General features: G+C 70.1%; 24 protein-coding genes. 11 read left to right on the top strand and 13 right to left on the bottom strand.

Translation table 11 applies throughout. The annotated features are described in order from the left end of the window. Positions 1-28 precede the first annotated feature (28 nt). Positions 29-2,653 carry a hypothetical protein gene (locus ABGB01_RS37260; protein ID WP_347778278.1) on the bottom strand — a complete coding sequence of 875 codons (2,625 nt, stop codon included), beginning with the start codon at positions 2,651-2,653 and terminating at the stop codon, positions 29-31. 128 nt (positions 2,654-2,781) lie between these two features. On the opposite strand from ABGB01_RS37260, the gene serC reads away from it, so the two are divergent. Then, on the top strand, positions 2,782-3,891 hold the full coding sequence (gene serC, locus ABGB01_RS37255; protein ID WP_347778277.1) for a phosphoserine transaminase: 1,110 nt from the start codon (positions 2,782-2,784) through the stop codon (positions 3,889-3,891). A 54-nt stretch (positions 3,892-3,945) separates the two neighbouring features. On the opposite strand, the gene ABGB01_RS37250 is transcribed toward serC, so the two are convergent. From ABGB01_RS37250 to ABGB01_RS37215, 8 genes are all read right to left on the bottom strand, one after another. Then, positions 3,946-4,569, bottom strand: coding sequence for a rhomboid family intramembrane serine protease (locus tag ABGB01_RS37250; protein ID WP_347778276.1), 624 nt, complete (start codon positions 4,567-4,569; stop codon positions 3,946-3,948). Positions 4,570-4,684: 115 nt separating this feature from the next. After that, entirely contained in the window at positions 4,685-5,449 is a 765-nt protein-coding gene (locus ABGB01_RS37245; protein ID WP_347778275.1) for a crotonase/enoyl-CoA hydratase family protein, read from the bottom strand. Between the two features lie 19 nt (positions 5,450-5,468). Beyond that, positions 5,469-6,242, bottom strand: coding sequence for an SDR family NAD(P)-dependent oxidoreductase (locus ABGB01_RS37240; RefSeq protein WP_347778274.1), 774 nt, complete (start codon positions 6,240-6,242; stop codon positions 5,469-5,471). 47 nt (positions 6,243-6,289) lie between these two features. Next, positions 6,290-6,628: an STAS domain-containing protein gene (locus ABGB01_RS37235; protein ID WP_347616849.1), complete on the bottom strand. Its 339-nt coding sequence runs from the start codon at positions 6,626-6,628 to the stop codon at positions 6,290-6,292. A gap of 104 nt (positions 6,629-6,732) precedes the next feature. Continuing rightward, complete coding sequence (locus ABGB01_RS37230; RefSeq protein WP_347778273.1) at positions 6,733-7,467, bottom strand: ABC transporter ATP-binding protein; 735 nt, start codon at positions 7,465-7,467, stop codon at positions 6,733-6,735. Continuing rightward, entirely contained in the window at positions 7,464-8,219 is a 756-nt protein-coding gene (cbiQ, locus tag ABGB01_RS37225; RefSeq protein WP_347778272.1) for a cobalt ECF transporter T component CbiQ, read from the bottom strand. Before cbiQ ends, ABGB01_RS37230 begins: the two co-directional genes overlap by 4 nt. Positions 8,220-8,222: 3 nt before the next feature. Continuing rightward, positions 8,223-9,227, bottom strand: a complete 1,005-nt coding sequence (locus ABGB01_RS37220) for an energy-coupling factor ABC transporter permease (RefSeq protein ID WP_347778271.1) — start codon at positions 9,225-9,227, stop codon at positions 8,223-8,225. 76 nt (positions 9,228-9,303) lie between these two features. Continuing rightward, complete coding sequence (locus ABGB01_RS37215; RefSeq protein ID WP_347778270.1) at positions 9,304-11,112, bottom strand: glycosyltransferase family 2 protein; 1,809 nt, start codon at positions 11,110-11,112, stop codon at positions 9,304-9,306. A 318-nt stretch (positions 11,113-11,430) separates the two neighbouring features. Here ABGB01_RS37215 and ABGB01_RS37210 point away from each other — a divergent pair, with 318 nt between their 5' ends. Together ABGB01_RS37210 and ABGB01_RS37205 are read left to right on the top strand one after the other, a co-directional pair. Beyond that, a complete protein-coding gene (locus tag ABGB01_RS37210) occupies positions 11,431-11,790 on the top strand; it encodes a hypothetical protein (RefSeq protein ID WP_347778269.1) in 360 nt (119 codons plus the stop codon). A gap of 17 nt (positions 11,791-11,807) precedes the next feature. Continuing rightward, entirely contained in the window at positions 11,808-12,173 is a 366-nt protein-coding gene (locus ABGB01_RS37205) for a ClpX C4-type zinc finger protein (protein WP_347778268.1), read from the top strand. Between the two features lie 180 nt (positions 12,174-12,353). On the opposite strand, the gene ABGB01_RS37200 is transcribed toward ABGB01_RS37205, so the two are convergent. Next, positions 12,354-12,923, bottom strand: coding sequence for a CGNR zinc finger domain-containing protein (locus ABGB01_RS37200; protein WP_347778267.1), 570 nt, complete (start codon positions 12,921-12,923; stop codon positions 12,354-12,356). Positions 12,924-12,995: 72 nt separating this feature from the next. On the opposite strand from ABGB01_RS37200, the gene ABGB01_RS37195 reads away from it, so the two are divergent. Next, on the top strand, positions 12,996-13,751 hold the full coding sequence (locus ABGB01_RS37195) for a class I SAM-dependent methyltransferase (RefSeq protein ID WP_347778266.1): 756 nt from the start codon (positions 12,996-12,998) through the stop codon (positions 13,749-13,751). On the opposite strand, the gene ABGB01_RS37190 is transcribed toward ABGB01_RS37195, so the two are convergent. Beyond that, positions 13,748-13,948 carry a hypothetical protein gene (locus ABGB01_RS37190; protein WP_347778265.1) on the bottom strand — a complete coding sequence of 67 codons (201 nt, stop codon included), beginning with the start codon at positions 13,946-13,948 and terminating at the stop codon, positions 13,748-13,750. The two genes, ABGB01_RS37195 and ABGB01_RS37190, sit on opposite strands and share 4 nt — an antisense overlap. Before the next feature lie 273 nt (positions 13,949-14,221). Between ABGB01_RS37190 and ABGB01_RS37185 the strand changes: the two genes are divergently transcribed. The 7 genes from ABGB01_RS37185 (at position 14,222) to ABGB01_RS37155 (ending at position 21,505) form a co-directional block, all read left to right on the top strand. Further along, positions 14,222-14,695 carry a hypothetical protein gene (locus ABGB01_RS37185; protein ID WP_347778264.1) on the top strand — a complete coding sequence of 158 codons (474 nt, stop codon included), beginning with the start codon at positions 14,222-14,224 and terminating at the stop codon, positions 14,693-14,695. Between the two features lie 98 nt (positions 14,696-14,793). Further along, entirely contained in the window at positions 14,794-15,516 is a 723-nt protein-coding gene (locus tag ABGB01_RS37180; RefSeq protein WP_347778263.1) for a class I SAM-dependent methyltransferase, read from the top strand. Between the two features lie 39 nt (positions 15,517-15,555). Then, the gene (locus ABGB01_RS37175; protein ID WP_347778262.1) at positions 15,556-16,638 is read left to right on the top strand and encodes a dihydrodipicolinate reductase; all 1,083 of its coding nucleotides are present in this window, start codon (positions 15,556-15,558) and stop codon (positions 16,636-16,638) included. Further along, positions 16,635-17,135 carry a carboxymuconolactone decarboxylase family protein gene (locus ABGB01_RS37170; RefSeq protein ID WP_347778261.1) on the top strand — a complete coding sequence of 167 codons (501 nt, stop codon included), beginning with the start codon at positions 16,635-16,637 and terminating at the stop codon, positions 17,133-17,135. Before ABGB01_RS37175 ends, ABGB01_RS37170 begins: the two co-directional genes overlap by 4 nt. Positions 17,136-17,178: 43 nt before the next feature. Continuing rightward, positions 17,179-18,798: a GMC oxidoreductase gene (locus ABGB01_RS37165; protein ID WP_347778260.1), complete on the top strand. Its 1,620-nt coding sequence runs from the start codon at positions 17,179-17,181 to the stop codon at positions 18,796-18,798. A gap of 133 nt (positions 18,799-18,931) precedes the next feature. Next, positions 18,932-19,597, top strand: a complete 666-nt coding sequence (locus tag ABGB01_RS37160) for a hypothetical protein (RefSeq protein WP_347778259.1) — start codon at positions 18,932-18,934, stop codon at positions 19,595-19,597. Positions 19,598-19,771: 174 nt separating this feature from the next. Beyond that, the gene (locus ABGB01_RS37155; protein ID WP_347778258.1) at positions 19,772-21,505 is read left to right on the top strand and encodes a hypothetical protein; all 1,734 of its coding nucleotides are present in this window, start codon (positions 19,772-19,774) and stop codon (positions 21,503-21,505) included. 418 nt (positions 21,506-21,923) lie between these two features. Here ABGB01_RS37155 and ABGB01_RS37150 read toward each other — a convergent pair whose 3' ends face one another. Then, a complete protein-coding gene (locus tag ABGB01_RS37150) occupies positions 21,924-22,577 on the bottom strand; it encodes an HNH endonuclease family protein (RefSeq protein WP_347778257.1) in 654 nt (217 codons plus the stop codon). 133 nt (positions 22,578-22,710) lie between these two features. Continuing rightward, on the bottom strand, positions 22,711-23,139 hold the full coding sequence (locus ABGB01_RS37145) for a hypothetical protein (protein ID WP_347778256.1): 429 nt from the start codon (positions 23,137-23,139) through the stop codon (positions 22,711-22,713). Positions 23,140-23,358: the final 219 nt, after the last annotated feature.

The following is a 23,358-nucleotide window of genomic DNA, read 5'->3' as shown; positions in this document are numbered from 1 at the left end:
GCGCGGACTGCGGCAGCCGTACTTCAGGTCACTTGTCCGGCAGGTCCACGCACAAGGGGTCCTTCGTGGGCGGTTCGTTCGTGTCCAGCCGACCGCAGCGCTTCACGGGGCGGCTGTAGCCCCATTCCGACTTCTCCACCTTCATGATCGCGATGGCCTTGTCGATGGGCGTGTGCCGCTCCGTGAGGTCGAATCCCACCACCCCGCCCGATCCGGCCCAGGAGGCGTTCCCCGACGTCCTGGCCAGCCGGTAGAGGATGTCGCCCCGGCTCGGCAACTGCACGTCCCCCTCCCCTCCCGCCATGCCGGCCGCCTGGTAGGCGGCGTTGGCGGCGCGGTAGACCACGTCGGCGGCGTCGTAGGTGAGGATGAGGTTGTCGTCGGAGGCCGTCGGGTGCCCCTTGTCCTGCAGCTTGCTGACGAACGCGGTGGCCGACGAGCGCGGCCACAACGCCCTGTGCGCCAGCGCCAGGTAGTAGACCTCGGCCTGCTTCGTGTTCGCGATCTCGTCGCCGTGGTCGGACACCACCTTGACGACGTCGTCGCCCGCGATCACCTTCACCTCGCCGCAGGCGTTGCCCTCGACCGCCGTCAGGAAGGCGCGGAACTCGGACGCCCGCCCGGCGTAGACGAGGACGTCGGGGTCGAGCGCGCACGCCTTCCCCGCCGCCGAGGAGATGCCGCCCTGCTGGACCGTGTACGAGATCCGCTCCACGTCGGCGCCCTCGTCCGTCAGGGCCTTCTCGAAGTCGTCCGCCAGGTTCAGGGTGTACACGTCACCCTGCGAGCGGTCCTCGACGATGACCGCGGCCGGTTCGTCCACGCCCTTCAGGAGGGTCCGCCGGGCGAACCGGGCGCCCAACGCCGCCTGGCGGACGTTGGTCGGCCCCACCTGGAAGTAGTAGGGGGAGGGCTCGCCCGGCTGGTCGGGCAGCCCGGGGTTACTGATGTAGCCGAACCGGTCCGCCGTCGCCGTGCTCGACACCATCGGGATCTTCGCCAGGTGCAGCTCCCTGATCGCCTCGCTGATACCGGCCACGCTGCGCGGCAGTCCCACCACCCCCATCACGTGCCGGTCCTGCGCGGCCATGTCGATGATGAGCTGGGCCGTCCTGCGCCCGTGGTCGAAGTTGTCGCCCGCGTTCGCGATCAGCACGTGTAACCGGGGGGTGCTGGTGACCGTACGCTGATATTCCTCGACCGCGGTGAGCTCGGAGACCGCGGCGGCGAGCCGGGTGTCGTCCTGCGCCGTCTTCTTGATCGAGAACTCCCCGAACAGGACCACGCTGATGTACCGGCCGGAGTCGATCGCGTAGCGGTTGTTCTCGTCGATCTTCTTGACCAGCGTTTTCACGTCGCCGTTGAACAGGGTCTCGGGCGTTTCCCTCGTCGCGTTGACGATGCCGACGCATTCCTCCTCGATCCGCTCGACCCACGGCAGGCCGCCGCAGTGCCCTTCCCTGTCGCGCTGGATCACATAGACGAGCGAGAGCGGAACGACCACCAGCAGCGCCATCACCGTCCAGTAGGCCATGGCCCGCCTGCGGCGCGGCGGCGACGGATCGTCCTGCGGCTCCGCGGGCACGGCCGTCGCCTCGACGGTCAGCCGCAGCTCGGGAACGCCCAGCCTGGCCGCGTTACGCCACTGCGCGACCGCCTTCTCCAGGTCGCGCAGCGGCTTCGGCGCCGCCTGCGCCGGGGGCGCGCCGCCGGGCACGGCCGCCAGCACGAGCATCGGCACGAACAGGCCGGTCTTCTTGGTGATCTCCTCCATCAGCCGCAGGAACCGCGCGTTGGCGCCGCCGGGATCGGTGATCTGGAGGACCAGGAGGCAGTACTGGCCCCTCCCCCAGCTCGGCCACGGAATGATCCACTTCTTGTACGCCTCGTGCAGGTCCTGCATCAGGGCGTGGACCAGCAGCTCCTCGATGTCGTCGTCCGGCGCGGCCGCCAGGCGCAACGCGTATTGGGGCAGCCGCTCGAACCGCCGCCTCTTCAGGCTCGGCTCGCTGCTGAACCAGCCGGTGAAGAGCGAGCCTCTGATCGACAACATGCCCTGTGCCGCGGTGCCGCCCAGGGCCACCAGGAGGCCGAGCAGCCAGGGGATGACCCCGACCAGGTCGGCCGCGCCACCGGCCCACCAGACGGCCAGGGTGCCCACCGGCACCCAGGTCGTGGCGGCGCGCGCCAGGAAGTCGGCCGACGTCTTGACGTCGTCGCCGCCACCACCCGCCATGCCGCGCCGCCAGTCCTTCAGGCGCTTCTTGTAGGCCTGGTAGTCGGTGTGCGACTGCGGATCGGGGACGCGGCCGTCCGGCCTGTCCCGTGCCCACAACACGAACTGCGCGAGCGGGAAACGCGGCGGCGGCAGCAGCGACCCGCCCACCGGCTTGCCCAGGCGGCCACGGTCAGTGCGGGCCTTGCCGGTGTGGTCCTCGTCGCCCGCCAGCGAGCTCACCAGGTCGAGCACCGACTCGTGCGCGCCGTCCGTGACGCGGGCGTAGGGGACGGCGGTCTCGAACGGCTTGGCGAGCCGGTCGACCGCCGCGAGCGCCTGCTCACCGACCACCAGCACGGTCGGCAGGGGCGGATCGGCGCGCAGGAGCGCACGCCGGCGGATCAACCTCTCGATGACACTGCGCAGATCGGCCATCTGGGCGCTCCTCCAGCCGGTGCCGCCGTCGTGCTCAGCTAACGAACGATCAATGAGGGGGGTTCATCATGTCTCACTATCCGGGCCCCGGTCCAGGGCATTCTCCGGCGCTCGGTAGGCTCCACTACGTGGCTGACATCGTGATTCCCGCTGACATCAAGCCCGCCGACGGCCGCTTCGGCTGCGGGCCATCGAAGGTTCGCACCGAGCAGCTGGCCGCGCTCGCCGCCTCCGGCGCGAGCCTCATGGGCACCTCCCACCGCCAGAAGCCGGTCAAGGGCCTCGTCGGCCGCGTGCGCTCCGGGCTCGCCGACCTGTTCTCGCTGCCCGAGGGCTACCAGGTCGTCCTCGGCAACGGCGGCACCACCGCGTTCTGGGACATCGCCGCCTTCGGGCTGATCCGTGACCGGTCACAACACCTGTCGTTCGGTGAGTTCTCCTCGAAGTTCGCCGCCGTCACGAAGAAGGCTCCCTGGCTGGGCGAGCCGAGCGTCATCACCTCCGAGGTCGGCTCCCACCCCGCCGCGGTCGCCGAGGACGGCGTCGACGCCTACGCGCTCACCCACAACGAGACCTCGACCGGCGTCGCGATGCCGATCGAGCGCGTGGGCTCCGGCGACGCGCTGGTGCTGGTCGACGCCACCTCGGGCGCCGGCGGCCTGCCCGTCGACCTCGCCGAGACCGACATCTACTACTTCGCGCCGCAGAAGAGCTTCGCCTCCGACGGCGGCCTGTGGATCGCGATCATGTCGCCGCGCGCCCTGGCCAGGGTCGAGGAGATCGCCGCCTCCGGCCGCTACGTGCCGGAGTTCTTCAGCCTGCCGGTCGCGATCGACAACTCCGCGAAAGACCAGACCTACAACACCCCGGCCGTGGCCACGCTGTTCCTGCTGGCCGAGCAGCTCGACTGGATGAACGGCAACGGCGGCCTGGCCTGGACCACCGCCCGGACGGCCGAGTCCAGCTCGCGTCTCTACACGTGGGCGGAGAAGTCGTCCTACGCCACGCCGTTCGCCGCTCCCGAGTTCCGCTCGCAGGTGGTCGGCACGATCGACTTCTCCGACGACGTCGACGCCGCCGCCGTGGCCAAGGTGCTACGCGCCAACGGCATCGTCGACACCGAGCCCTACCGCAAGCTCGGCCGCAACCAGCTGCGCATCGCGATGTTCCCGGCCATCGACCCGGCCGACATCGAGGCGCTGACGGTCTGCGTCGACCACGTCGTCGAGCGCCTCTAACCCGCGCCGCGACCGCCCTCCTGCCCTGCTCGCCCGGGCGGGAGGGCGGTCGCGTCAGTAAGGGCTCGCGGTGATCTCGCGCTTGCGGCGCAGCACCCAGGCGGCCACCACACCGCCGATCAGCCCGAACAGGTGGCCCTGCCAGGAGATGCCCGGCTGGTTGGGCAGCAGGCCGGCCAGGATGCCCCAGTAGGCGACGCCCACGCCGATCGCGATGGCGAGGTCGAGCAGCCTGCGGTCGAACACGCCGCGCGCCAGGATGAAGCCGAAATAGCCGAACACCAGGCCGCTGGCCCCGATCGTGACCACGCCGGGGCTGGTCACCCAGGTGCCCAGGCCGCCGATCAGGATGATGATCAGGCTGGCCCAGAGGAACTTCCCGACGTTCCGCAGCCCGGCCAGGAAACCGAGGATCAGCAGGGGCAGCGAGTTGGCCATGAGGTGGCCGAAGCCGCCGTGCAGGAACGGCGCGAGCAGGATGCCGACCAGGCCGTCAGGGTCCCAGCCGACGATGCCGTACTGGTCGAGCGAGCCGTTGAGGACGACGTCGACGCCCTCGAGGATCCACATCGCGGCGAGCAGGGCGACCATGACGATCAGCATGCTCAGCGCCCCGGACAGGAGAGCGCCGGCGCCGCGTCTGGCCGAATCGAACCGTGAACCCGAATAGTCGCTCATGCGTCTCTCCCGGAGTCGTTGCCCTCTTTCTTTACCGTAACCAGGAAGAGCTACGCGCGCGTTGAAGAGGCCCCTCCCGTCCCCTGGGCGCGGGAGGGGCGCGGGAGGGGCGCGGCTATTCGCCCTTCCACTGGGGCGCGCGCTTCTCCGCGAAGGCGGCGGCGCCCTCCATGGCGTCCTTCGAGCCGAACACCGGGTTGATGATCGCGCCCTGCTTCTTGAACATCTCCTCGCGCGGCCAGTCCTGCGACTCGATGATCACCTGCTTGGTCGCGGTGAGTGCCAGCGGGGCGTTGCCGGCGATCTTGCCGGCGAGTTCGAGTGCGCCCTCCAGCGCCGCGCCGGGCTCGGTGACGCGGTTGACCAGGCCGAGCTCGTACAGGCGGGAGGCCGGGTAGTGGTCGCCGGTCAGGGCGATCTCCATGGCCACGTGGTAGGGGATCCTGCGGGGCAGGCGCATGATGCCGCCCGCGCCGGCGACCAGCCCGCGCTTGGGCTCGGGCAGCCCGAACGTGGCCGCCGACGACGCCACGATGACGTCGCACGCCAGCGCCATCTCGAACCCGCCCGCGAGCGCGTAGCCCTCGACCGCGGCCACCAGCGGCTTCTTCGGCGGCGACTCGGTCAGCCCGCCGAACCCGCGCCCTTCCACCACGGGGAAGTCGCCGGACAGGAACCCCTTCAGGTCCATCCCCGCGCAGAAGGTGCCACCGGCACCGGTCAGCACGTACGCCGAAATTTCAGGACGGGCGTCCAGCTCGTCCAGGGCGGCCGCGATCCCCCGCGCCACCGCCCCGTTGACGGCGTTGCGCGCCTTCGGCCGGTTGATCGTGAGGATCGCGACGTTCCCGGACTCCTCGACGAGCACTTCGTCAGACATGACAACCCTTCCGACGGGGTTACTTGGGCTGGAAGCGGATGCCGCCGTCGAAGCGGATGACCTCGGCGTTCATGTAGTCGTTCTCGATCAGCGACCGCACGAGGTGCGCGAACTCGCCGGCCTGGCCCATGCGCTTGGGGAACACCACCGGCGCCACCAGCTTGGCCTTGAACGCCTCGGCGTTGTCGTTGAAGCCGTAGATGGGCGTGTCGATGATGCCGGGGCAGATCGTGTTGACGCGTACGCCGATCGCGGCCAGGTCGCGCGCGGCGGGCACCGTCATGCCCACGATGCCGCCCTTGGAAGCGGAGTACGCCAGCTGCCCGGTCTGCCCCTCAAGCGCCGCCACGGAGGCCGTGTTGATCACCACGCCGCGCTGCCCGTCGGCGTCGGCCGGCTCGGTCCTGGCGACGGCGGCGGCGCCGATGCGCATGAGGTTGAACGTGCCGATCAGGTTGACCTCGATGACCTTGCGGTAGGAGGCCGGGTTGTGCGGGTTGCCTTCGCGGTTGACCGTGCGCTCCGCCCAGCCGATGCCGGCGCTGTTGACGATGACGCGCAGCGGCTTGCCGGTCGCCACGGCGGCGTCCACGGCCGCCTGCACCTGGGCGTCGTCCGACACGTCGGTCCTGGCGAAGACGCCGCCGATCTCGTCGGCGACGGCCTTGCCGCGCTCCTCGTTGAGGTCGGCGACCACCACGGTCGCGCCGGCCCGGGCCAGCTCGCGGGCGGTGGCCTCGCCGAGGCCGCTGGCGCCGCCGGAGATGATTGCTGCAGATCCGTTCACGTCCATATCCCGGACCCTAACGCGCCGACCGAATGAAGTTCTACTCGGGGCCGCTAAATTGCTCCCACAGCCGTGTCGACGTCGGCGTACACCTTGATCCGCCGGTCGAGGCCGGTCGTGCGGAGGATGCGCGCCACCGGCGCCTGCGGCGCCGCAAGGGACACGCCACCGCCCTCCCCCGTCGCCAGCCGCCATGCCTCGATCAGCACCGACAGGCCGCTCGAATCCATGAACGACAGCTGCTGCAGGTCGAGCACGAGCCTGGCGCCGTCCTGTTTGATGGCGTCACGCACCTCATCGCGCAGAAACGGCGCGGTGAACAAGTCGAGCTCACCCTCAACGGCCACCACCACGGCATCGCCCAGGGCGTGTCGTGCAAGCCGCAGCTTCATTTGGCCCCTCCTCGATGAGCCACTGTACTTCGACATCCCCGGAGACCGGGCATGCACAAACTACGAAGAGCCGGATACAGACGGGCTTCGACCGTCAAACCAGCTCACACAACAGGGACGGCGAAGCCGTACGGGAGCTCCAGGCGGTGCCTGGCCAGCAGTTCGGCGTCGGAGAGCAGCGTACGCGTGGGACCGTCGGCGGCGATCACCCCGTCGGAGAGGATGAGCGCGCGCTCGCACAACTCCAGCGCGTACGGCAGGTCGTGCGTGACCATGAGCACCGTCACGTCCAGGGAGCGCAGGATCTCCGCCAGCTCCCTGCGGGCGGCCGGGTCGAGGTTGGACGAGGGCTCGTCGAGCACGAGGATCTCCGGCTCCATGGCGAGCACCGTCGCGACCGCCACCCGGCGTCGTTGCCCGAACGACAGGTGGTGCGGCGGCCGGTCGGCGGCGTCCAGCATGCCGACCCGCTCCAGCGCGTCCTTGACCACGCGGTCGAGGTCTTCGCCCCGCAGGCCCGCGTTCGCCGGGCCGAAGGCCACGTCGTCCCTGACCGTGGGCATGAAGAGCTGGTCGTCCGGGTCCTGGAAGACCAGGCCGACGCGCTGCCTGACCTCGGCGAGGGTGTCTTTGCGTACGGGGGTGCCCGCCACGGTGACGCTGCCGTGACCGGCGGCGAGAATGCCGTTGAGGTGCATGACGAGCGTGGTCTTGCCGGCGCCGTTCGGGCCGAGCAGGGCCACCCGCTCGCCGCGGGCGATCGACAGGTCGACGCCGAACAACGCCTGTGTGCCGTCGGGGTAGGCATAGGCGAGTTGCCTGACTTCCAGAGAGTTCACAAGGACAGTCCCAACACTGCGAGGGCCGCGGCGGGCAGGGCGAGTGCCGCGCCCCACTGGCCTACAGATGCCGAAATATCACGAATCATCGGCATCCGCCCCGAGTATCCCCGACTGAGCATCGCGAGATGCACCCGCTCCCCCCGTTCGTACGACCGGATGAACAGCGCCCCGGCAGATCGGGCGACCACCGGGATCTGCCGGATATTTCGCGCCTCAAACCCGCGAGACTCCCGCGCCACCCGCATCCGCCGCATCTCATCCATGATCACGTCCAGGTATCTCAGCATGAACATGGCGATCTGCACCAGCAGGCTCGGCAACCTGAGCCGCTGCGCCCCGATCAGCACCTCCCGCGGCTCGGTGGTGGCCGCCAGCAGGACCGAGGCGGCCACGCCGAGCGTCGCCTTGGCCAGGATGTTCCAGGCCGCCCAGAGCCCGGGCACGCTCAGCGAGAGCCCCAGCACGGTGATCCGCTCGCCCAGCCCGATGACCGGAATGAGGAGGGCGAACAGCACGAAGGGCACCTCGATCACCATCCGCCGCGCCAGGTGCGCCACCGGCACCCGCGCGGCCAGCGCGACACCGCCGAGCAGCGCCGCGTAGGCGGCGAAGGCCCAGAACCGCTCGCGCGGCGTGGCCACCACGACGAGGGCGAAGGCGAGGACCGCCAGCAGCTTGCACTGCGGCGGCAGCCGGTGCACCGCCGAGCCACCTGGCAGATAGAGCTGGTGATGATGCCCGGCACCCATGTGTCACACCTTGACCTGGTTACGGCTCCGCGCCGCGTAGGCCACCGCCCCGGTGAGCACCAGCACCAGGCCGACGCCGATGACGCCGGCGACGCCGACGGGGATGCCGCCCACCTCACCGTAGTCGGCCAGCGCCCACGAGCCGAACAGGTGGTCGGCCGCCTGGTCGATGAAGCCCTTGTCCTCGGCGACCGCCTCCAGCCCGTCGGGCGAGGAGGAGGCGAAGAACGACACGAGCCCGGCCAGCACGAGCGTCACGCCGACCCCGCCCAGCAGGAACGGCCTGAGCGCGCCAGGGGCCGCCGCGGCCGGCTCGGGCTGGCCCACGGTGGTGTCACCGCCGTCGGCTCCGCGCAGGACCAGCGGCTTGGCCAGGCCGCCGGCGCCGTACACGAGGTCGGGCCGCACGGCGAGCACGGCGCCGACGGTCGCGGCGGTGATCAGGCCCTCGCCGATGCCGATCAGCAGGTGCACGCCGCCCATCGCGGCGGCCACCGTGCCCACGTCGATCGGCGCGGTCCCGCCGATCCAGAACAGCAGCGTGAACGCCAGCGCGGAGACCGGCACGGAGACCAGCGCGGCCAGGAACGCGGCCACCACCACCTGGCCTCTGGCCAGCCCCGTGACCAGTTTGAAGACGCCCCAGCCGGCCAGCACGGTGACGAGGCCCATGAGCGTGACGTTGACGCCGAGCGCCGTCAGCCCTCCGTCGGCGAAGAACACCCCCTGCACGAGCAGGACCACGGCCATGCACAACACGCCCGTATAGGGCCCGACGAGGATCGCTGCCAGCGCGCCGCCCAGCAGGTGGCCGCTGGTGCCCGCGGCGACGGGGAAGTTGAGCATCTGGACGGCGAAGACGAACGCGGCGACGAGCCCGGCCATGGGCGCGGTCCTGTCGTCGAGCTCGCGCCGTGCCCCCCGCAGGCAGACCGCGACCCCCGCGGCCGCGACGACTCCGGCCGAGATCGACGTCACTGCGTTGAAGAAGCCATCAGGTACGTGCACGGCACTGCCTCCCAGGCGGGATCGGACCAACGTTCCCACTTTAGGACATGGTCTTGCACCTGCACATAGATGGCAATTAGCGGATGATTCTTCTGATGACCGCCCGGGCCGTCAACCGCCGCACCACCGCGCTCAGCCGCCCCCGCGTCGCGTACGGCCGCACGCTCCTGAGCAGGGCCGCCCGCCACCACCTGCGCGGTCCCACGACCGTGCCCGCGCCCGCCTCGATCTTGAACCGCGCGGCCGGCCCGCCCAGGTCGAGCTCCAGGTACGCGTCCCAGGTGCCCGGAGCGAGCCGGCCCACCGCCAGCCCGGCCGCGAACCCGCCCCCGGGCAGCGCCGTCACCGGCTCGGCCCGCTCGCGCCCGCTGCGCCGCTCCCGCCAGACGATCCGCCGGATCGCCGCCGCCCTGGGCGCGGTGTCGACGACGCTGATCTCGCCGTCGACGAGCAGCCGCTGCCCCAGACCCCACCGCGTCCTGATGAGCCTCGCACCGCCCGGCACGACGACCACGTGGCCGCCGACGTCGATGCTGAGGTTGCCGTTGTCCCTGGTGAAGTAGGGAAGGACCACGACGCCGCCGATCATCCGGGGCATCGGCCGGTTGACGCCGATCTCGCGGTCCGCACCCAGCCGGCCGAACCGCAGCGCCCCCTCGATCTCGACCGCCACCCGCAGGTCCCAGATCCCGGAGGCGAGCGCGGACACGTCCACCCGCACGGTGAACTCGCCGCCCTTGCGCTCGGCGGGGATGACCACCTCGGCGGCCGGGTCGTGCCGCGAGCGCAGCACCACGGCCAGACCGTGGTCCCTGGCGATGCCGTGCAGCCCGGCGGAGCCCGTCACCACCAGGTGGTCGCCGTCCCAGCACACCCCGGTCAGCCGCCGCCGCACGGTGGCGCTCTCGATGCGGGCCAGGCGCACGAGGCGCTCGATGTCGTCGAGCGCGGTCGCCCGCTGCCGGTCGATGCTGTTGAGCCGCTCGTGCACGCCCGGCGTGTACCACTCGTCGCAGAGCGCCGCCACCTCGCGCGCGATGTCCTTGCGGCGCACGCCGTCGCTCTCCACGAACACGGCTCCGAGCTGGGTGAACACGTCGAGCCTGAAGTGCCTGCGGAGCAGGTGGTCACGGAGCGGACCCGGCTCGACGTGCTCGGTCATGATCCGCATCGGCTCCCTGATCATGGCCAGCCAGGCGAGCGGGTCTCTGCTGCCCGCCTGCTGCATGATGCTGGTGCCGTCGGGCCTGGCCATCAGGTGGTAGCACTCGTAGTCGGCCACCACGGAGATCACCTCGGCGTGGCAGTAGGCGTGGACGGTGAAGAGGATGTCCTCGCCGACGAGCATGCCCTCCCCGAACCTGATCCGGTGGCGATCGAGCATGTCCCTTCTGAAGAGCTTGAAACAGCACAGGCTGTTGTAGACGCAGCTGTCGCCCAGCTCCACCTGGTCGGCGCTCTGCTGGAACATCGACACGGGCGCCCTCCGGCCGTGCCCCACGATCTTGCCGAGCACGATGTCGGAGTCGTTCCTGTCGGCCATGGCGACCATGCGTTCCAGCGCCTCGGGTCCGAGGTGGTCGTCGGCGTCGCAGAAGAAGACGTACCGGCCGGTGGCGTGCTCGAGCCCGACGTTGCGCGGCCGGCCCGCGCCGCCGCTGCCCTCGATGTGGACCACCTTGACCTTGGACGGGTGGTAGGCGGCGTAGAGGTCGAGGAGCTCGCCGCTGCCGTCGGTGGAGCCGTCGTCGACGACGATCAACTCCTTCTTCACCCGCTGGACGAGCGCCGCGGTGAGGCAGCGGTCGAGGTAGGCCCGGCAGTTGTGCACCGGGATGACGACGCTGACGTCGACCGGGTCGCCGCCGTTCTCCGTATCCGACATCACCACTACCTCACGTTGCGCCGCCGTTCGGTTTCAGTATGTGACGAACGGCCCTGCGCGCGGGGGGCGATCGGAGGTCTTGAACCCCGTCTTTTGCTTACACCGGAGGTTCGCGGCATTTCTCCAATTGGTGCCGGCAAAGGCCGCCGAATGCCTCATTCTCCCCGCGCCGAATCGTATTCAGGGACGAGGTTTTCCCTCCGGGAGGAAGAAACCTCTCCGCGGGGAGCATTGAGGCACCCCCCGGCGGCGCGAGTGATCCTCTCGGCCGGGTTGCGCGTCTACAGTTAGGCATCCTTGACCGGGAGGTGGCGCGACATGGCATCAGATCTCCGCAGGCGCACGGGCGACGGTTCGGCCGTGCACGCCGCAGAGTCCATCGTCTCCTCGGCTCGGCTGGGAGAGCTGCACGAATGCTCGGCCCTGCTCCGCCGCACGAGGATGCGGGCGGCGGACATCGTGGACGAGGCCCGCACGCTGCTCGCCGAGGCGGAGCGGCACGGCCACGCCGACCGCGTTCGCGCCCTTCGCGAGCAACTCGACCAGGCGCGCCGGTCGTACGCCAAGGTGCTGGACGCGTACGTGGCGATCTGCGGCAAGATCACCGAGGAGCGGCAGGCCATCATCCGGGCGCAGGTCGAACTGGATCGCCGGTCAGGCTTGTCAGGCGTTGCCTGACGAACTACTGTCAGGTCATGCCTGACTGGAAAGAGAAGATCCGCTGCTCGTTCTGCCACAAGAAGAGCGCGGACGTGCGCAAGGTCATCGCCGGACCTGGTGTGCACATCTGCGACGAGTGCGTCGGCCTGTGCAACGACATCATCGAGCAGGACCGCCGCGAGCCGTCACCCGAGCCGCGACTCCCCCTGTGGGAGTCCATGACCGACGAACAGATCCTCGACCATCTCCCCAAGATCGTCGCCGTGCAGGCACAGGTCGACGACAACCTGCGCGACTGGGTGGCACACCTGCGCACCAGGGACGTCAGCTGGGAACGCATCGGCACGTCGCTCGGCATGACCAGGCAGTCGGCGTGGGAACGTTTCAAAAGCGAGACATAACGCGTGAACCATCGCGGCGGGCCGAGCGTCTCCTCATTTGAGGAAGGCCCGCCATGCGCGCCCTCGACGGTCTCGCGGCGCACGATCCGGCGCCGCACGAAGAGGCGGAACGGCCGGCCTCCGGATGAACGGGCTCCAGCTCCCCGGCCGCCCCGGGGAGCTGGAGCAGGGGGCCGCCCTTCAGCCCGATCTGCCCCTGGCCCTGAAGGCCGCCGTCTTGACGCGGTTCTGGCAGGCGGTGGAGCAGAACCTGCGGGTGCCGTTGCGCGACACGTCCACATAGACGCGGTCGCAGTGGGGCGCGGTGCAGACGCCGAGGCGGTCGGCGAACTCGCTGCCCAGCACGATCGCCAGGCCCGTGGCACAGCTCGCCGCCCAGCCGTCGGCCAGGGTGTCACGGTGTCCGTGGAAGTGCAGGTGCCACGGCTCCCCGTCGTGCCTGTCCAGCACCGGCCGGGCGCCGGTCTCCGCCAGCAGCGTGTTGACCCGCGTGGCCGCGGTGTCGGCGTCGTCCGCGGCGACGGCGGCGAAGACCTCGCGCAGGCGGGCCGCGACCTCGGCCAGCTCGGCGCCCTCGTCAGCGGTGACCTCGCGGTACGCCGGATAGACCGTACGCAGGGCCTCGACCGCGGCGGCCGCGGGATCGGCCGAAGCGGGGCAGGGGCGGCCTCGTCGTTCGCCGGGGGTGAGGGCGTTGACGAGCGCCACCGTGACCCGGACCACCCCGTCCGTGTGACTGTTGTAATCCAATTGACCGGTTACACCTTCGCGAGTTAACGTGTGACCGTTGTAATCTTAGACGACGGTCACAAGGAGACGTTCATGCTCACCCACGATGCCGCCATGGAGTGGATGGCGCGCTGGGACCGCCAGCAGGAGGGCTACCTTCCCGACCGGGAGGAGCGGTTCACGGTGCTGATCGACGCCGTGGAGGCCCTGGGGCGGCCCGACCCGGTGGTCATCGACCTCGGCTGCGGCCCCGGCTCGTTGTCGGCGCGGCTGCTGGAGCGGCTGCCCGAGGCCCGGGTCGTCTGCGTCGACGCCGATCCGCTGCTGATCGGGCTGGGACGGGCCGCGTACCCGGGGTTGCGCTTCGTGTCCGCGGACTTGCGCAGGGCCGGCTGGACGGAGTTGCTCGAGCTCGACGGACCCGCCGACGCCGCGGTCAGCACGACGGCCCTGCACTGGATCTCCGGCCCCGAGCTGAAGAACGTCTACGCGGAACTGGCGACCGTGCTGCGTCCCGGCGGGCTGCTGCTCAACGGCGACCACATGGACACCGAGGACGCCACGCCGGCGCTGTCCCGCCTGGAGCACGCCGTGCACGAGCGCGAGACCGAACGGACCTTCGGCGAGAACCGGCCGGAGGCATGGCGGGCCTGGTGGGACGCGATCGAGGCCGACCCCGCCCTCGCCGAGCTCAACGAGGCCCGCACCACCGCCGGGGCCGACCACCGCGGCTCGGAGTCCCGCCTCCTGTCGGATCACGTCAAGGCCCTCGAAGAGGCGGGCTTCACGGAGATCGGCACGCTGTGGCAGCGTGGCAACAACCGGCTGCTGTGCGGCGTACGCGGCTAGTTCATGATCCGGTGCAGCAGCCCGACGAGGCCGACGGCCGTGGCGACCCCCGCCCCGGCCCACCCGGACAGGCCGCCGACGGTCAGCCCGCCCAGCAAGGCGGTGATCAGGATCAGCACCCAGCGTTGCGGGATGCGCTCCGGCTCGCGGGCCGGAGCGGGCTCTTCCGGCTGAGGGCGTCGTCTGATTAATCTCATAACAGCGGTTTCCTTTCCTGACAGATGTGGACTGACACCGCTAGAGCGGCCTTTCTGGGAGCACAGAGAGGCCGCTCGCTGTCATTCATGAGAGTGACACAAGATTCGCCTGAGAAATGACGCTTTTTCTCCTCAAATTGGCATACGTGCGAGTCCGAGGTAGAGATTTCTTCTACGCGGATGTGGGGACGTTGCACGTCAAGGCACTCAAGCGATACCGCAGGTTCCGCACGTTTTTTCATTTTCCGCACGACCTGCCGCAGGATGCCACGCATGAAGGAAATCACCGAGGAACTCGCGAAGGTGCTGATCCCCGAGCCGGTCAAGGGCGAGGACGAGGAGCCCGCCGACTATGCGGCACGCGCGACGGCCGCGAGCGAGGCGAGGAACACCCTGGTCGGGGAGCTTACGATGGCGGCAGGAGCATCGCCGGCCGAGGATCCGGTGCTGGCGCGACTCGGGGAACTCGCCGCACAGAGGCGCGAGATACAACGACAAATACGACTTATCACAGCATATGCACGCGAATTCGTACGGCCGGAGCCGTACCGGCTGCGGGCGCTCGCCGAGGCGGCGGGAATGTCGATCTCCACCATCCGCACCGTGTACGACACGGAAGACAAGATCGCCGTCGCCACGCGAATCGGGAGAAAAGACGTGAAGAATACCGTTCACCCCGTCGTCGGCGACCAATGGTGGCGGCTTCCCGCCCGCCACACGAAACCGCCCCTGAGCCCCGACCTGTGAGCCCCAACCTGTGAGCCCCGACCCGTAAGCCCCGACCCGTGAGCCCCGACCCGTGAGCGCCGTTGCCATCGGATCGTCCAGCTGTCTACATAAGAGACATGCCACGATATGACACTCGCCGCCCCCGCCCCGCCTGGTGGTTCCCCGAGTACGCACCCGTCGGCGTCGATCTCGGCAGCCCGGACGCCGTCGCCGCGTACGACAGGAACCAGGGCACCGACCCCGCCGCCGACGACGCCCTGCTCGACCGGCTGGGCGTCACGGAGGGCACCCGCCTGGTCGATCTGGCGTGCGGAACCGGCTCGCTCGTCGTGCAGGCGGCCCGGCGCGGGGCGGAGGCGCACGGCGTCGACGTCTCCGCGGAGATGCTGAAATACGCCCAGGCGCGTGCCGAGCGGTTCGAGGTCGAGCCCCACTGGCACCAGGCGGGCTTCCTCGACTACGCGCACCCGCACGACGCCCCCGCCGACGTGGTCACCACCGGATCCGCGCTCCACCAGCTGCCGGACTTTTGGAAGCAGCAGGCCCTGCGCAACGCGGCCGCGATGCTCCGGCCTGGCGGCACGTTCCACCTGCGGGACGTCATCTTCAGCTTCCCGCCTGACGCCGCCGACATCCACCTGCGTCACTGGATCGAGAGCGCGGGGCGCGCCGAGGGCGAGGGGTTCACCAGGGCGGATTTCGAGGCACACGTACGCGAGGAGTTCTCCACGTACACCTGGATCATGGAGGGCCTGCTCGAGCGGGCCGGCTTCGAGATCGTCACCCACGACCCCATCAGCCCCACCCACGCGGAGTACCTCTGCCGCGTGGCGAAGTGAGCCCTATACACTTAACCAAGCGCTTGCTACGCTCCGCCCATGACGTCCACGATCGTCTGGGGCACCGGCAACATCGGCCGCGCCGCCATCCGGGCCGTCGAGGCCCACCCGACGCTCAAGCTCGCGGCCGTGCTCGTCCACGACCCCGCCAAGATCGGCTGTGACGCGGGCGACCTCGCCGGACTCGGCCACGATCTGGGCGTCACGGCGACCGGCGACGTCGACGCCGTGCTGGCGGCCCGCCCCAGGGCCGTGGTCTACGCGGCCTCCGGCGACCTCCGGCCCGACGACGCCCTGGCCGACATCGTCCGGGCCGTCCGGGCCGGCGCCGTGGTCGTCACCCCGTCCCTGTACGCCCTCTACGACCAGCGCAACGCGCCGCCGGAGTTGCGCGAGCCCGTGCTGGCCGCCATCGCCGGCGGAGGAGGCTCGCTGTTCGTCTCCGGCGTCGACCCCGGCTGGGGCAACGACGTGCTGCCGCTGCTCCTCAGCGGGCTCGCCACCACCGTCGACGCGATCCGCTGCCAGGAGATCTTCGACTACTCCACCTACGACCAGCCCGACGCCGTCCGCCACCTGGTCGGCATGGGCCATCCCCTGGACTACGAGCCGCCGATGATCGCGCCCACCGTGCCGTCCATGGTGTGGGGCGGACAGGTACGGCTCATGGCCAGGGCACTCGGCGTCGAGCTCGACGAGATCCGCGAGACCCTGGACCGGCGCCCTCTCGACACGACGGTGACCACCAGATCCATGGGCGACTTCGAGACGGGCACCCAGGGGGCGGTCCGTTTCGAGGTGCAGGGCGTCGTCGACGGCGTGCCCCGCATCGTCGTCGAGCACGTCACCCGCATCCACCCCTCCTGCGCGCCGGACTGGCCGGTCGCGCCCGACGGCGTCGGGGCGCACCGCGTGATCATCGAGGGCCGCCCGCGCATCGAGGTCACGATCGAGGCCACCGACGAGGACGGCAACCGCTCCGCCGGCGGCAACGCCACCGCGGCCGGCCGGCTGGTGGGCGCCATCGACTGGCTCGTGGCCGCCGAACCCGGGCTCTACGACGCGCTCGACGTGCCGCTGCGGCCCGCCCCCGCCGGCAAGCTGGGAAGGAGACGGCCGTGAAGATCGACATTCCGGAGGGCAAGGACGCCATCGAGTACGTGTGGGGCGAGATGGTGCCCGGCATCGGGATGGCCGCCACGAAGTTCTCGCTGGCGGTCTACGCCCACACGACCCTGGGGCTGCGCGAGTTCGAGGCCGCGCGGTTGCGGATCGCGCAGCTCAACGGATGTGCCTTCTGCCTCGACTGGCGGACGGAACGGGACGGGGAGAAGGTCGAGGAGTCGTTCGCCGACGCGGTCAGCGAGTGGCGCACCACCGCCGCCTTCGACGAGCGCACCCGCCTGGCCGCCGAGTACGCCGAACGTTACGCCCTCGACCACCACGGCCTCGACGACGCGTTCTGGACGCGGATGACCGCGCACTACAGCCAGCTGGAGATCGTGGAGCTGACCATGTGCCTGGGCTCCTGGCTGGCGTTCGGCCGCCTCAACCACGTCCTCGGGCTCGACACCGTGTGCACCCTGCCCAGCGGCCGCACCCCCGCCCCCGGCCGATGACCAGCACCACCCGCCCTCGTCGCACCCCACCCAGCGAGGATCCATGGACGAACACCCGCCTGCCCGTGCCAGCGTCTCCCGCCGCGGATTCATCGCCGGGACCGGCTCCGCCCTGGGGCTGGCCGCCCTGGGCGTCCACGCGCGGCCGGCCGCCGCGTCCGCCCCGATCGCCGACGGCGCCCGCGTCGCCGTCCTGGTGATCGGCACCGGCTACGGCGGGTCGGTGGCCGCGCTCCGCCTCGCCCAGGCGGGCGTCGACGTGCACATGGTCGAGATGGGCATGGCCTGGGACACCCCGGGAACCGACGGCAAGATCTTCTGCAACACGCGGGAGCCCGACTACCGCTCGTACTGGCTGCGGACCAGGACGAAGGCGCCGCTCAGCAACTTCCTCGGCTTCCCCATCGACCGGGACATTCCCCGCTACACAGGCATCCTGGACGCCGAGGAGTTCGGCGGCATCACGGTCTACCAGGGCCGCGGCGTCGGCGGGGGCTCGCTCGTCAACGGCGGCATGGCGGTCGTGCCCAAACGCGCGAACTTCGCCGCCGTGCTGCCCTCGGTGAATCCCGACGAGATGTACGCCACCTACTATCCGCGGGCCAACGCCGGGCTCGGCGTCGCCACCATCGACCCCGGCTGGTTCGAGTCGGCCGACTGCTACCAGTATTCGCGCGTGGGCCGCAAGCACGCCCAGCGCTCGTCGTTCCCGTTCGTGTTCGTGCCCGACGTGTACGACTGGGACTACATGCGGCAGGAGGCGGCCGGCACCGTGCCCAAGTCCGCGCTGGCCGGCGAGATCCTCTACGGCAACAACCACGGCAAGAAGTCGCTGCAGCGGACCTATCTCGCCCAGGCCACGGCCACCGGCAGGGTGTCGATCTCCCCGCTGCACCGGGTCGCCTCGGTCGCCCCGGGGTCCGGCGGCGCGTACACCGCCGTCATCGAGCAGCTCGACACCGCCGGCGGCGTCACCGCGACCAAGACGGTGACCGCCGACAAGGTGTTCTTCGCCGCCGGCAGCGTCGGCACCAGCAAACTCCTGGTACGGCTGAAGGCCACCGGCGTCCTACCCGGCCTGAACGGCGAGATCGGCAAGGGCTGGGGCGACAACGGCAACGTCATGTGCGGCCGGGCCAATCATCTCTGGGACCCGACCGGCAGTCTCCAGTCGGCCATCCCCTGCTGCGGCATCGACAACTGGTCGGCCGGGGGCGCGTTCGCGGAGGTCGCACCGCTGCCCACCGGCATCGAGACGTGGGCGTCCTTCTACCTGTCGATCACCAATAATCCGCACCGCGCGCAGTTCACCTGGAACGGGGCGGCGGGCAGGGTGGAGCTCGACTGGCAGACCGCGTGGAAGCAGCCCTCCATCGACATGGCCAAGACGATCTTCGACAGGATCAACGCCAGGGAGGGGACGATCTACCGTACCGACCTGTTCGGCGTGTACAAGATCTGGGGCGACCACCTCACGTACCACCCGCTCGGGGGCGCGGTCCTCAACAGGGCCACGGACAACTACGGCCGCCTGCACGGGCATCCCGGCCTGTACGTCATCGACGGGGCGCTGATCCCGGGCAACACGACCGTCAACCCGTTCGTCACCATCACCGCGCTCGCCGAGCGCAACATCGAGCGGATCATCGCCGCCGACCTGTGACACGGAGCCGTCACGCCCGCCGGCGGGCGACGAACACGTATGCGCGGCCGTCCCCGGTGGACGGCTCGTCGCGCGGCGCCGTGACGGTGGAGACTTTGGACCGGCACGGTTCGAGGACTCAGGAGGATGTCAGGTGGCCGAGCAAGAAGCGTGGGACCCCTTCGGCACGTTGCGTCGCGCGTTGTGGATCGGGGGTGGTCAGTGGGCCGGCAAGTCGACCGTGGCCCGGATCCTGGCCGCACGACACGGCGTCACCGCCTACCACTACGACTACCACGACGCCCGCGGCCACAATGATCGCCGGATCGCCCGCCGCGTCGCTCTCGGCGAGCCCGTCACCGAACCCGACCTCGACGCCATGTGGGTCGACACCACTCCGGAGGACATGGCGAAGGCGACCCTGGCCGGATTTCCTGACCGGTTCGCCTGGGCGCTCGACGACCTGCGCGGGCTCGTCTCCGGGCGCCCCGTCATCGCCGAAGGCTGGGGGCTCCGCCCCGAACTCGTCTCGCCCCTCCTCGACTCTCCACAGCGCATGATCGTCATGGTTCCCGCGCCCGAGTTTCGCCGGCACCAGGTGCGTACGCTGCCCCGGGCCGGCGCGCTCGGCCAGGCCGTCAGCGACCCGGCCCGCGCGCAGGCCAACCGCCTCGCCCGGGACCAGCTGGTCGCGGACGACGCCGTCCGCGGCGCCCGCCGGCTCGGCATCCGCGTGCTCGAGGTCGACGGCTCCCGTGACGCCGAGGCGATCGCGGATATCGTCGCCGACCATTTCGGCCCGTACCTTCCCATCACCTGACGTCGACGGGGGAGGCCGAGGAAGGTGATCGCCAGGCGTGGGGCATGGGCAAGGGGAGCAAGACCCATCACGACATCGCGATCGAGCTGTCCACGATCCTCGCGCTGACCGGCCCCAGCGTCATCGCGGTGGACCAGATCCTGGAACCTGATCAAGGAGCGAGCCATCGGCACGGTGCAGGACCGCTTCAGGACGTCGCTCATCCTCACCACGCTCGCGAGCGCCGACCTCGCCCGCACCCTGGTCGAACGGCGTTTCGCCGTCGCCTTCGAGAACGCGGGCGGCACGCCGCCCGATCCTGTCTGGCCGATCGCGCCGGCCGCGTTCGCGACCGCGCCGGGTCTCACGCCGAGGACCCTGCTCCGGCGCATCAGCGCGCACGTCGAGACGTGCCGGGTGGAGGGCAAGGTCACGCTGCTGGAGCGCTTCCACCAGGACCACCCGGCCGCCTCCTCCACCGGGAACCACCCGGGCCGGCCGCTCGCCGGGGACACCGCGGCACGATCGCTCGCCGGGGAGCACCCGGTCGCGCCCGTCGCCGGCGCCGCGCCCGCCGTCTCCGAGACGGACCTCGCGCGGCTCGACGCCCGCTTCGCCGGCCTGCGCGAGCAGGCGGAGACCTCGGACGCGTACGATCCCGACCACGAGGACGAGCTCGCTCCCCCGCTGCTCGCCGCCGGACTCAACGCGTGGATCACGGAGCAGGGCGAGTCCGGCCGCCCCTTCTCCGTCGACCCGCCGCCTGGCCGCAGGCCGAACCTCCACGCTCGGCTGCGCCAGGAACTCGACCCCGACTCGGAGGAGCAGCGGCACTGGACGTTCCGGATGATCGGGGCACCGCATCCGATCGCGGCGCTCAAACGGCTGAACGACGGCATCAAGGCGTCGGGGATCGGCCCTGAGACGCCCGACCGGTGTTTCGTCGTGCTGCGCAACCAGGCGTGGTCGGACGGTCCCGCGACCCAGGCCAGGGTGGCTCACCTCAAGGACTGCGGCGGGAAGGCGCTCACGCTGCACGGTGACGACCTGCGCGTGTTCGAGGCGCTGCGCCGGATGGCCGCCGATCAGGATCCGGAGTTCGACACGTGGTTGCGGGCCCGGCGTCCGGCGAGCGGCACCGAACTCCTCAGCAGCGCGCAAGGGCAAGGCCGTGCTCCGCCAGGCGCTCGAGCACTTCGCGCGCTCGGGCGGCGGCGACTTCACCGCGTTCCTGGGCATGCTCGCCGACCTGCCGATGGAGGTCAGTCAGATCGACCGGGCGGACCAGATCGCCGCCGAGCTGGGGCAGCTCCTGACCGCCGCGACGATCAACGACCCGCTCTTCGCCGGCAACGGCGAGCCGGCCGACCCCGAGCAGCTGCTGACCCCGTCGGCGGGCAAACGGGCCCGCGTGTCGGTCATCAGCTTCATCGGGCTAAAGAGGACGCGAGGCCCGGGTTCGTCGGCCAGCTCCAGATGGCCCTGTTCTCCTGGATCAAGCGGAACCCGGCGCGCGGCCGCCCGCTGAACGGCCTGTACGTGATGGACGAGGCCCAGGCCCTCGTGCCCGCCACTCCCAGGACCGAGGCGCTGGCCAGCACGCTGACCCTCGCGTCGCAGGCCCGTAAGTACGGCCTCGGCCTCGTCTTCGCCACGCAGGCGCCGCGCGGCCTGCACAACCAGATCGCCGGCAACGCCACCACCCAGTTCATCGGCAGGATGAACAGCCCGACGCAGATCTCCGTGGTCCAGACGCTGGCCAGGGCCCGCGGCGGCCGGGCCGACCGGGTCGGGCGGCTGGAGGTCGGGCAGTTCTACACCGCGAGCGACGGCATCCCCGAGACGCTGGTCCGCACTCCTCAGTGCCTGAGTCACCATCCTGCCGACCCGCTCACCGAACAGGAGATCATGCGGCGCGCTTCCGCCTGAGAGGGCGGGTCAGGTGTTCATGCGGCTCCCCCAGGCCACGCGAGATCGGCGGCCTTTACGTAGTGAATTCACCGTCAAGCATCCCTGAAATTGCCGGATATGCCCCGAAATATGGCGATATGAGTGCTAGCGTCCGAATTAAGGAATGCGATCAACGGGGGAGGAACAATGACGTTCGACTTCCAGCACGGAGGAGGCTGCGGCCGTAGGCGCCGTTGGTGGCGTCGCCGTCGTTGCCGTCGTAGGCGCTGGTGGGGCGGCTGGGGCGGCCCCTGGGGCGACGACTGGGACTGGTGGTAATCCATTCCCACGAGAGCCGCGGATTGTGGCGATGTCGGTGTGCGGCCTACACCCGTTGGCAAACTGCACCCTCGCCACAATCCGCACCTCGTGTCACATCACCCGCACCTTTTCCGCATTAACACTTACGGAGCATGTTGAGCAGGGCCACCTTCTCGTTCCGCGTGACGAAAAGCCGGTAGTGGCGCTTCACGGTGATCCAGGAAACGGCATAACGGCACCAGTGGGCGCGGCGCGACGGGCGCCAACTCTGCGGGCCCTTGGCGCCCTTGGCGATGTTGGCGGAGTGGCTGACCGTGACGAGTTCGGGCCGCTTGAGGTCGTTGGCGAACGCGCGCCTGCGCGCCGGGCTCCACCTGCTCGCCCCCGAACGCCACGCGTACGCCAGCGGCACGACGTGGTCGACGTCGACCAGCCTCTCGCTCTTCAGCTTCTTGCCGTCGTACGGGCTGTACCAGACACCCTTGACCGGATGGCAGGCCGCGTTCTTGCGCACGCGCCGGCCGTCACGCGCCAGAACCACCTCACGAGTGTTGCACCTGCCCTTGTGCTTCTCCCATCGGGGCTGGAAGCGGCGGTGGCTGTAGCCGCGGATCGATAAGGGCTTGGACACCTTCAGCTGGGCCAGCATCTTGCGGGCGAGCGCGCCGGCCTCGGCCTGGGATCGCTTGCGGGCATCCGCCGCCGCATGCGGGGTCGCGAGGACAGCGGTGATCGGGATGGCCAGCAGAGCCAGCACGACGACTCTGACCGTCCGCGTCATAAAGATCATGCCTACACCCCTACCAGCACGCCCCCCGGCGGCGGCAGCGATATTCATGAGACCGGTGGGCGAGGCAAGCATCCCTCACGGTCACGTTCAACCTGTGCGGGCCCGCTCGCGCGTCAGCGGACCGCCGCCGCTTCTACGGAGCGCCGCCGATGGCGCAGGCGCGGCACGGGGGCTGGCCGCAGGTGCACTGCATGATGGCGTCGAGAACGTCGTGGTCGTGGTAGAGGCACTGGTCTCTGCAGGTGTGCCGCGGCACGAAGCCCGCCTGGATCTCGTCGGGCCACGGCTCGTGCCCTTCGCGGCAGCGTACGAACCGCTCGGGGTCGGACGCGTGCAGCCCTTGCATGCGTGCGCGCGCCGCGCCCTCCAGCGTCCGCGTCTCTTCCACCATGGTGCTGAGCTGTGCGGCGATGGCGGAATACTGGTCGTCCCCGGTGCGCACGTGCGCGGCCCGCAGCGCCATCGCCGCGTTGCTCAGGAATCGTGTGGCGTCCTGGAGGTCGGTGGTGTGGTGCAACTGAATGCCGGTAACGCCTCGGACCCACACGGCGTCGTCTTGCATTGATCAACCTTTCACAGCGCAGAGCGCTCACAACTGTTCTGGGGGATACGCCGAAGGATAACGCGCCTTTTACCGGACTTTCCGTGGCAGAGTCACCGGGTTGACCTTCTTCGCAACGGTCCACGTGAAGGAGAAATGCCCTCCACGTCGGCCGATCCGGCCGCGTGGCGCAGGCGGAGGCAGGCCGCCACCATGCGGGGAAATCTTTGTACGATTTTT

The sequence above is a fragment of the Nonomuraea sp. B5E05 genome (assembly GCF_039880665.1).
Taxonomy (GTDB): Bacteria; Actinomycetota; Actinomycetes; order Streptosporangiales; family Streptosporangiaceae; genus Nonomuraea.
The sequence above is the reverse complement of the archived record's forward strand: the minus strand, read 5'-3'. Positions and strand labels throughout refer to the sequence as shown.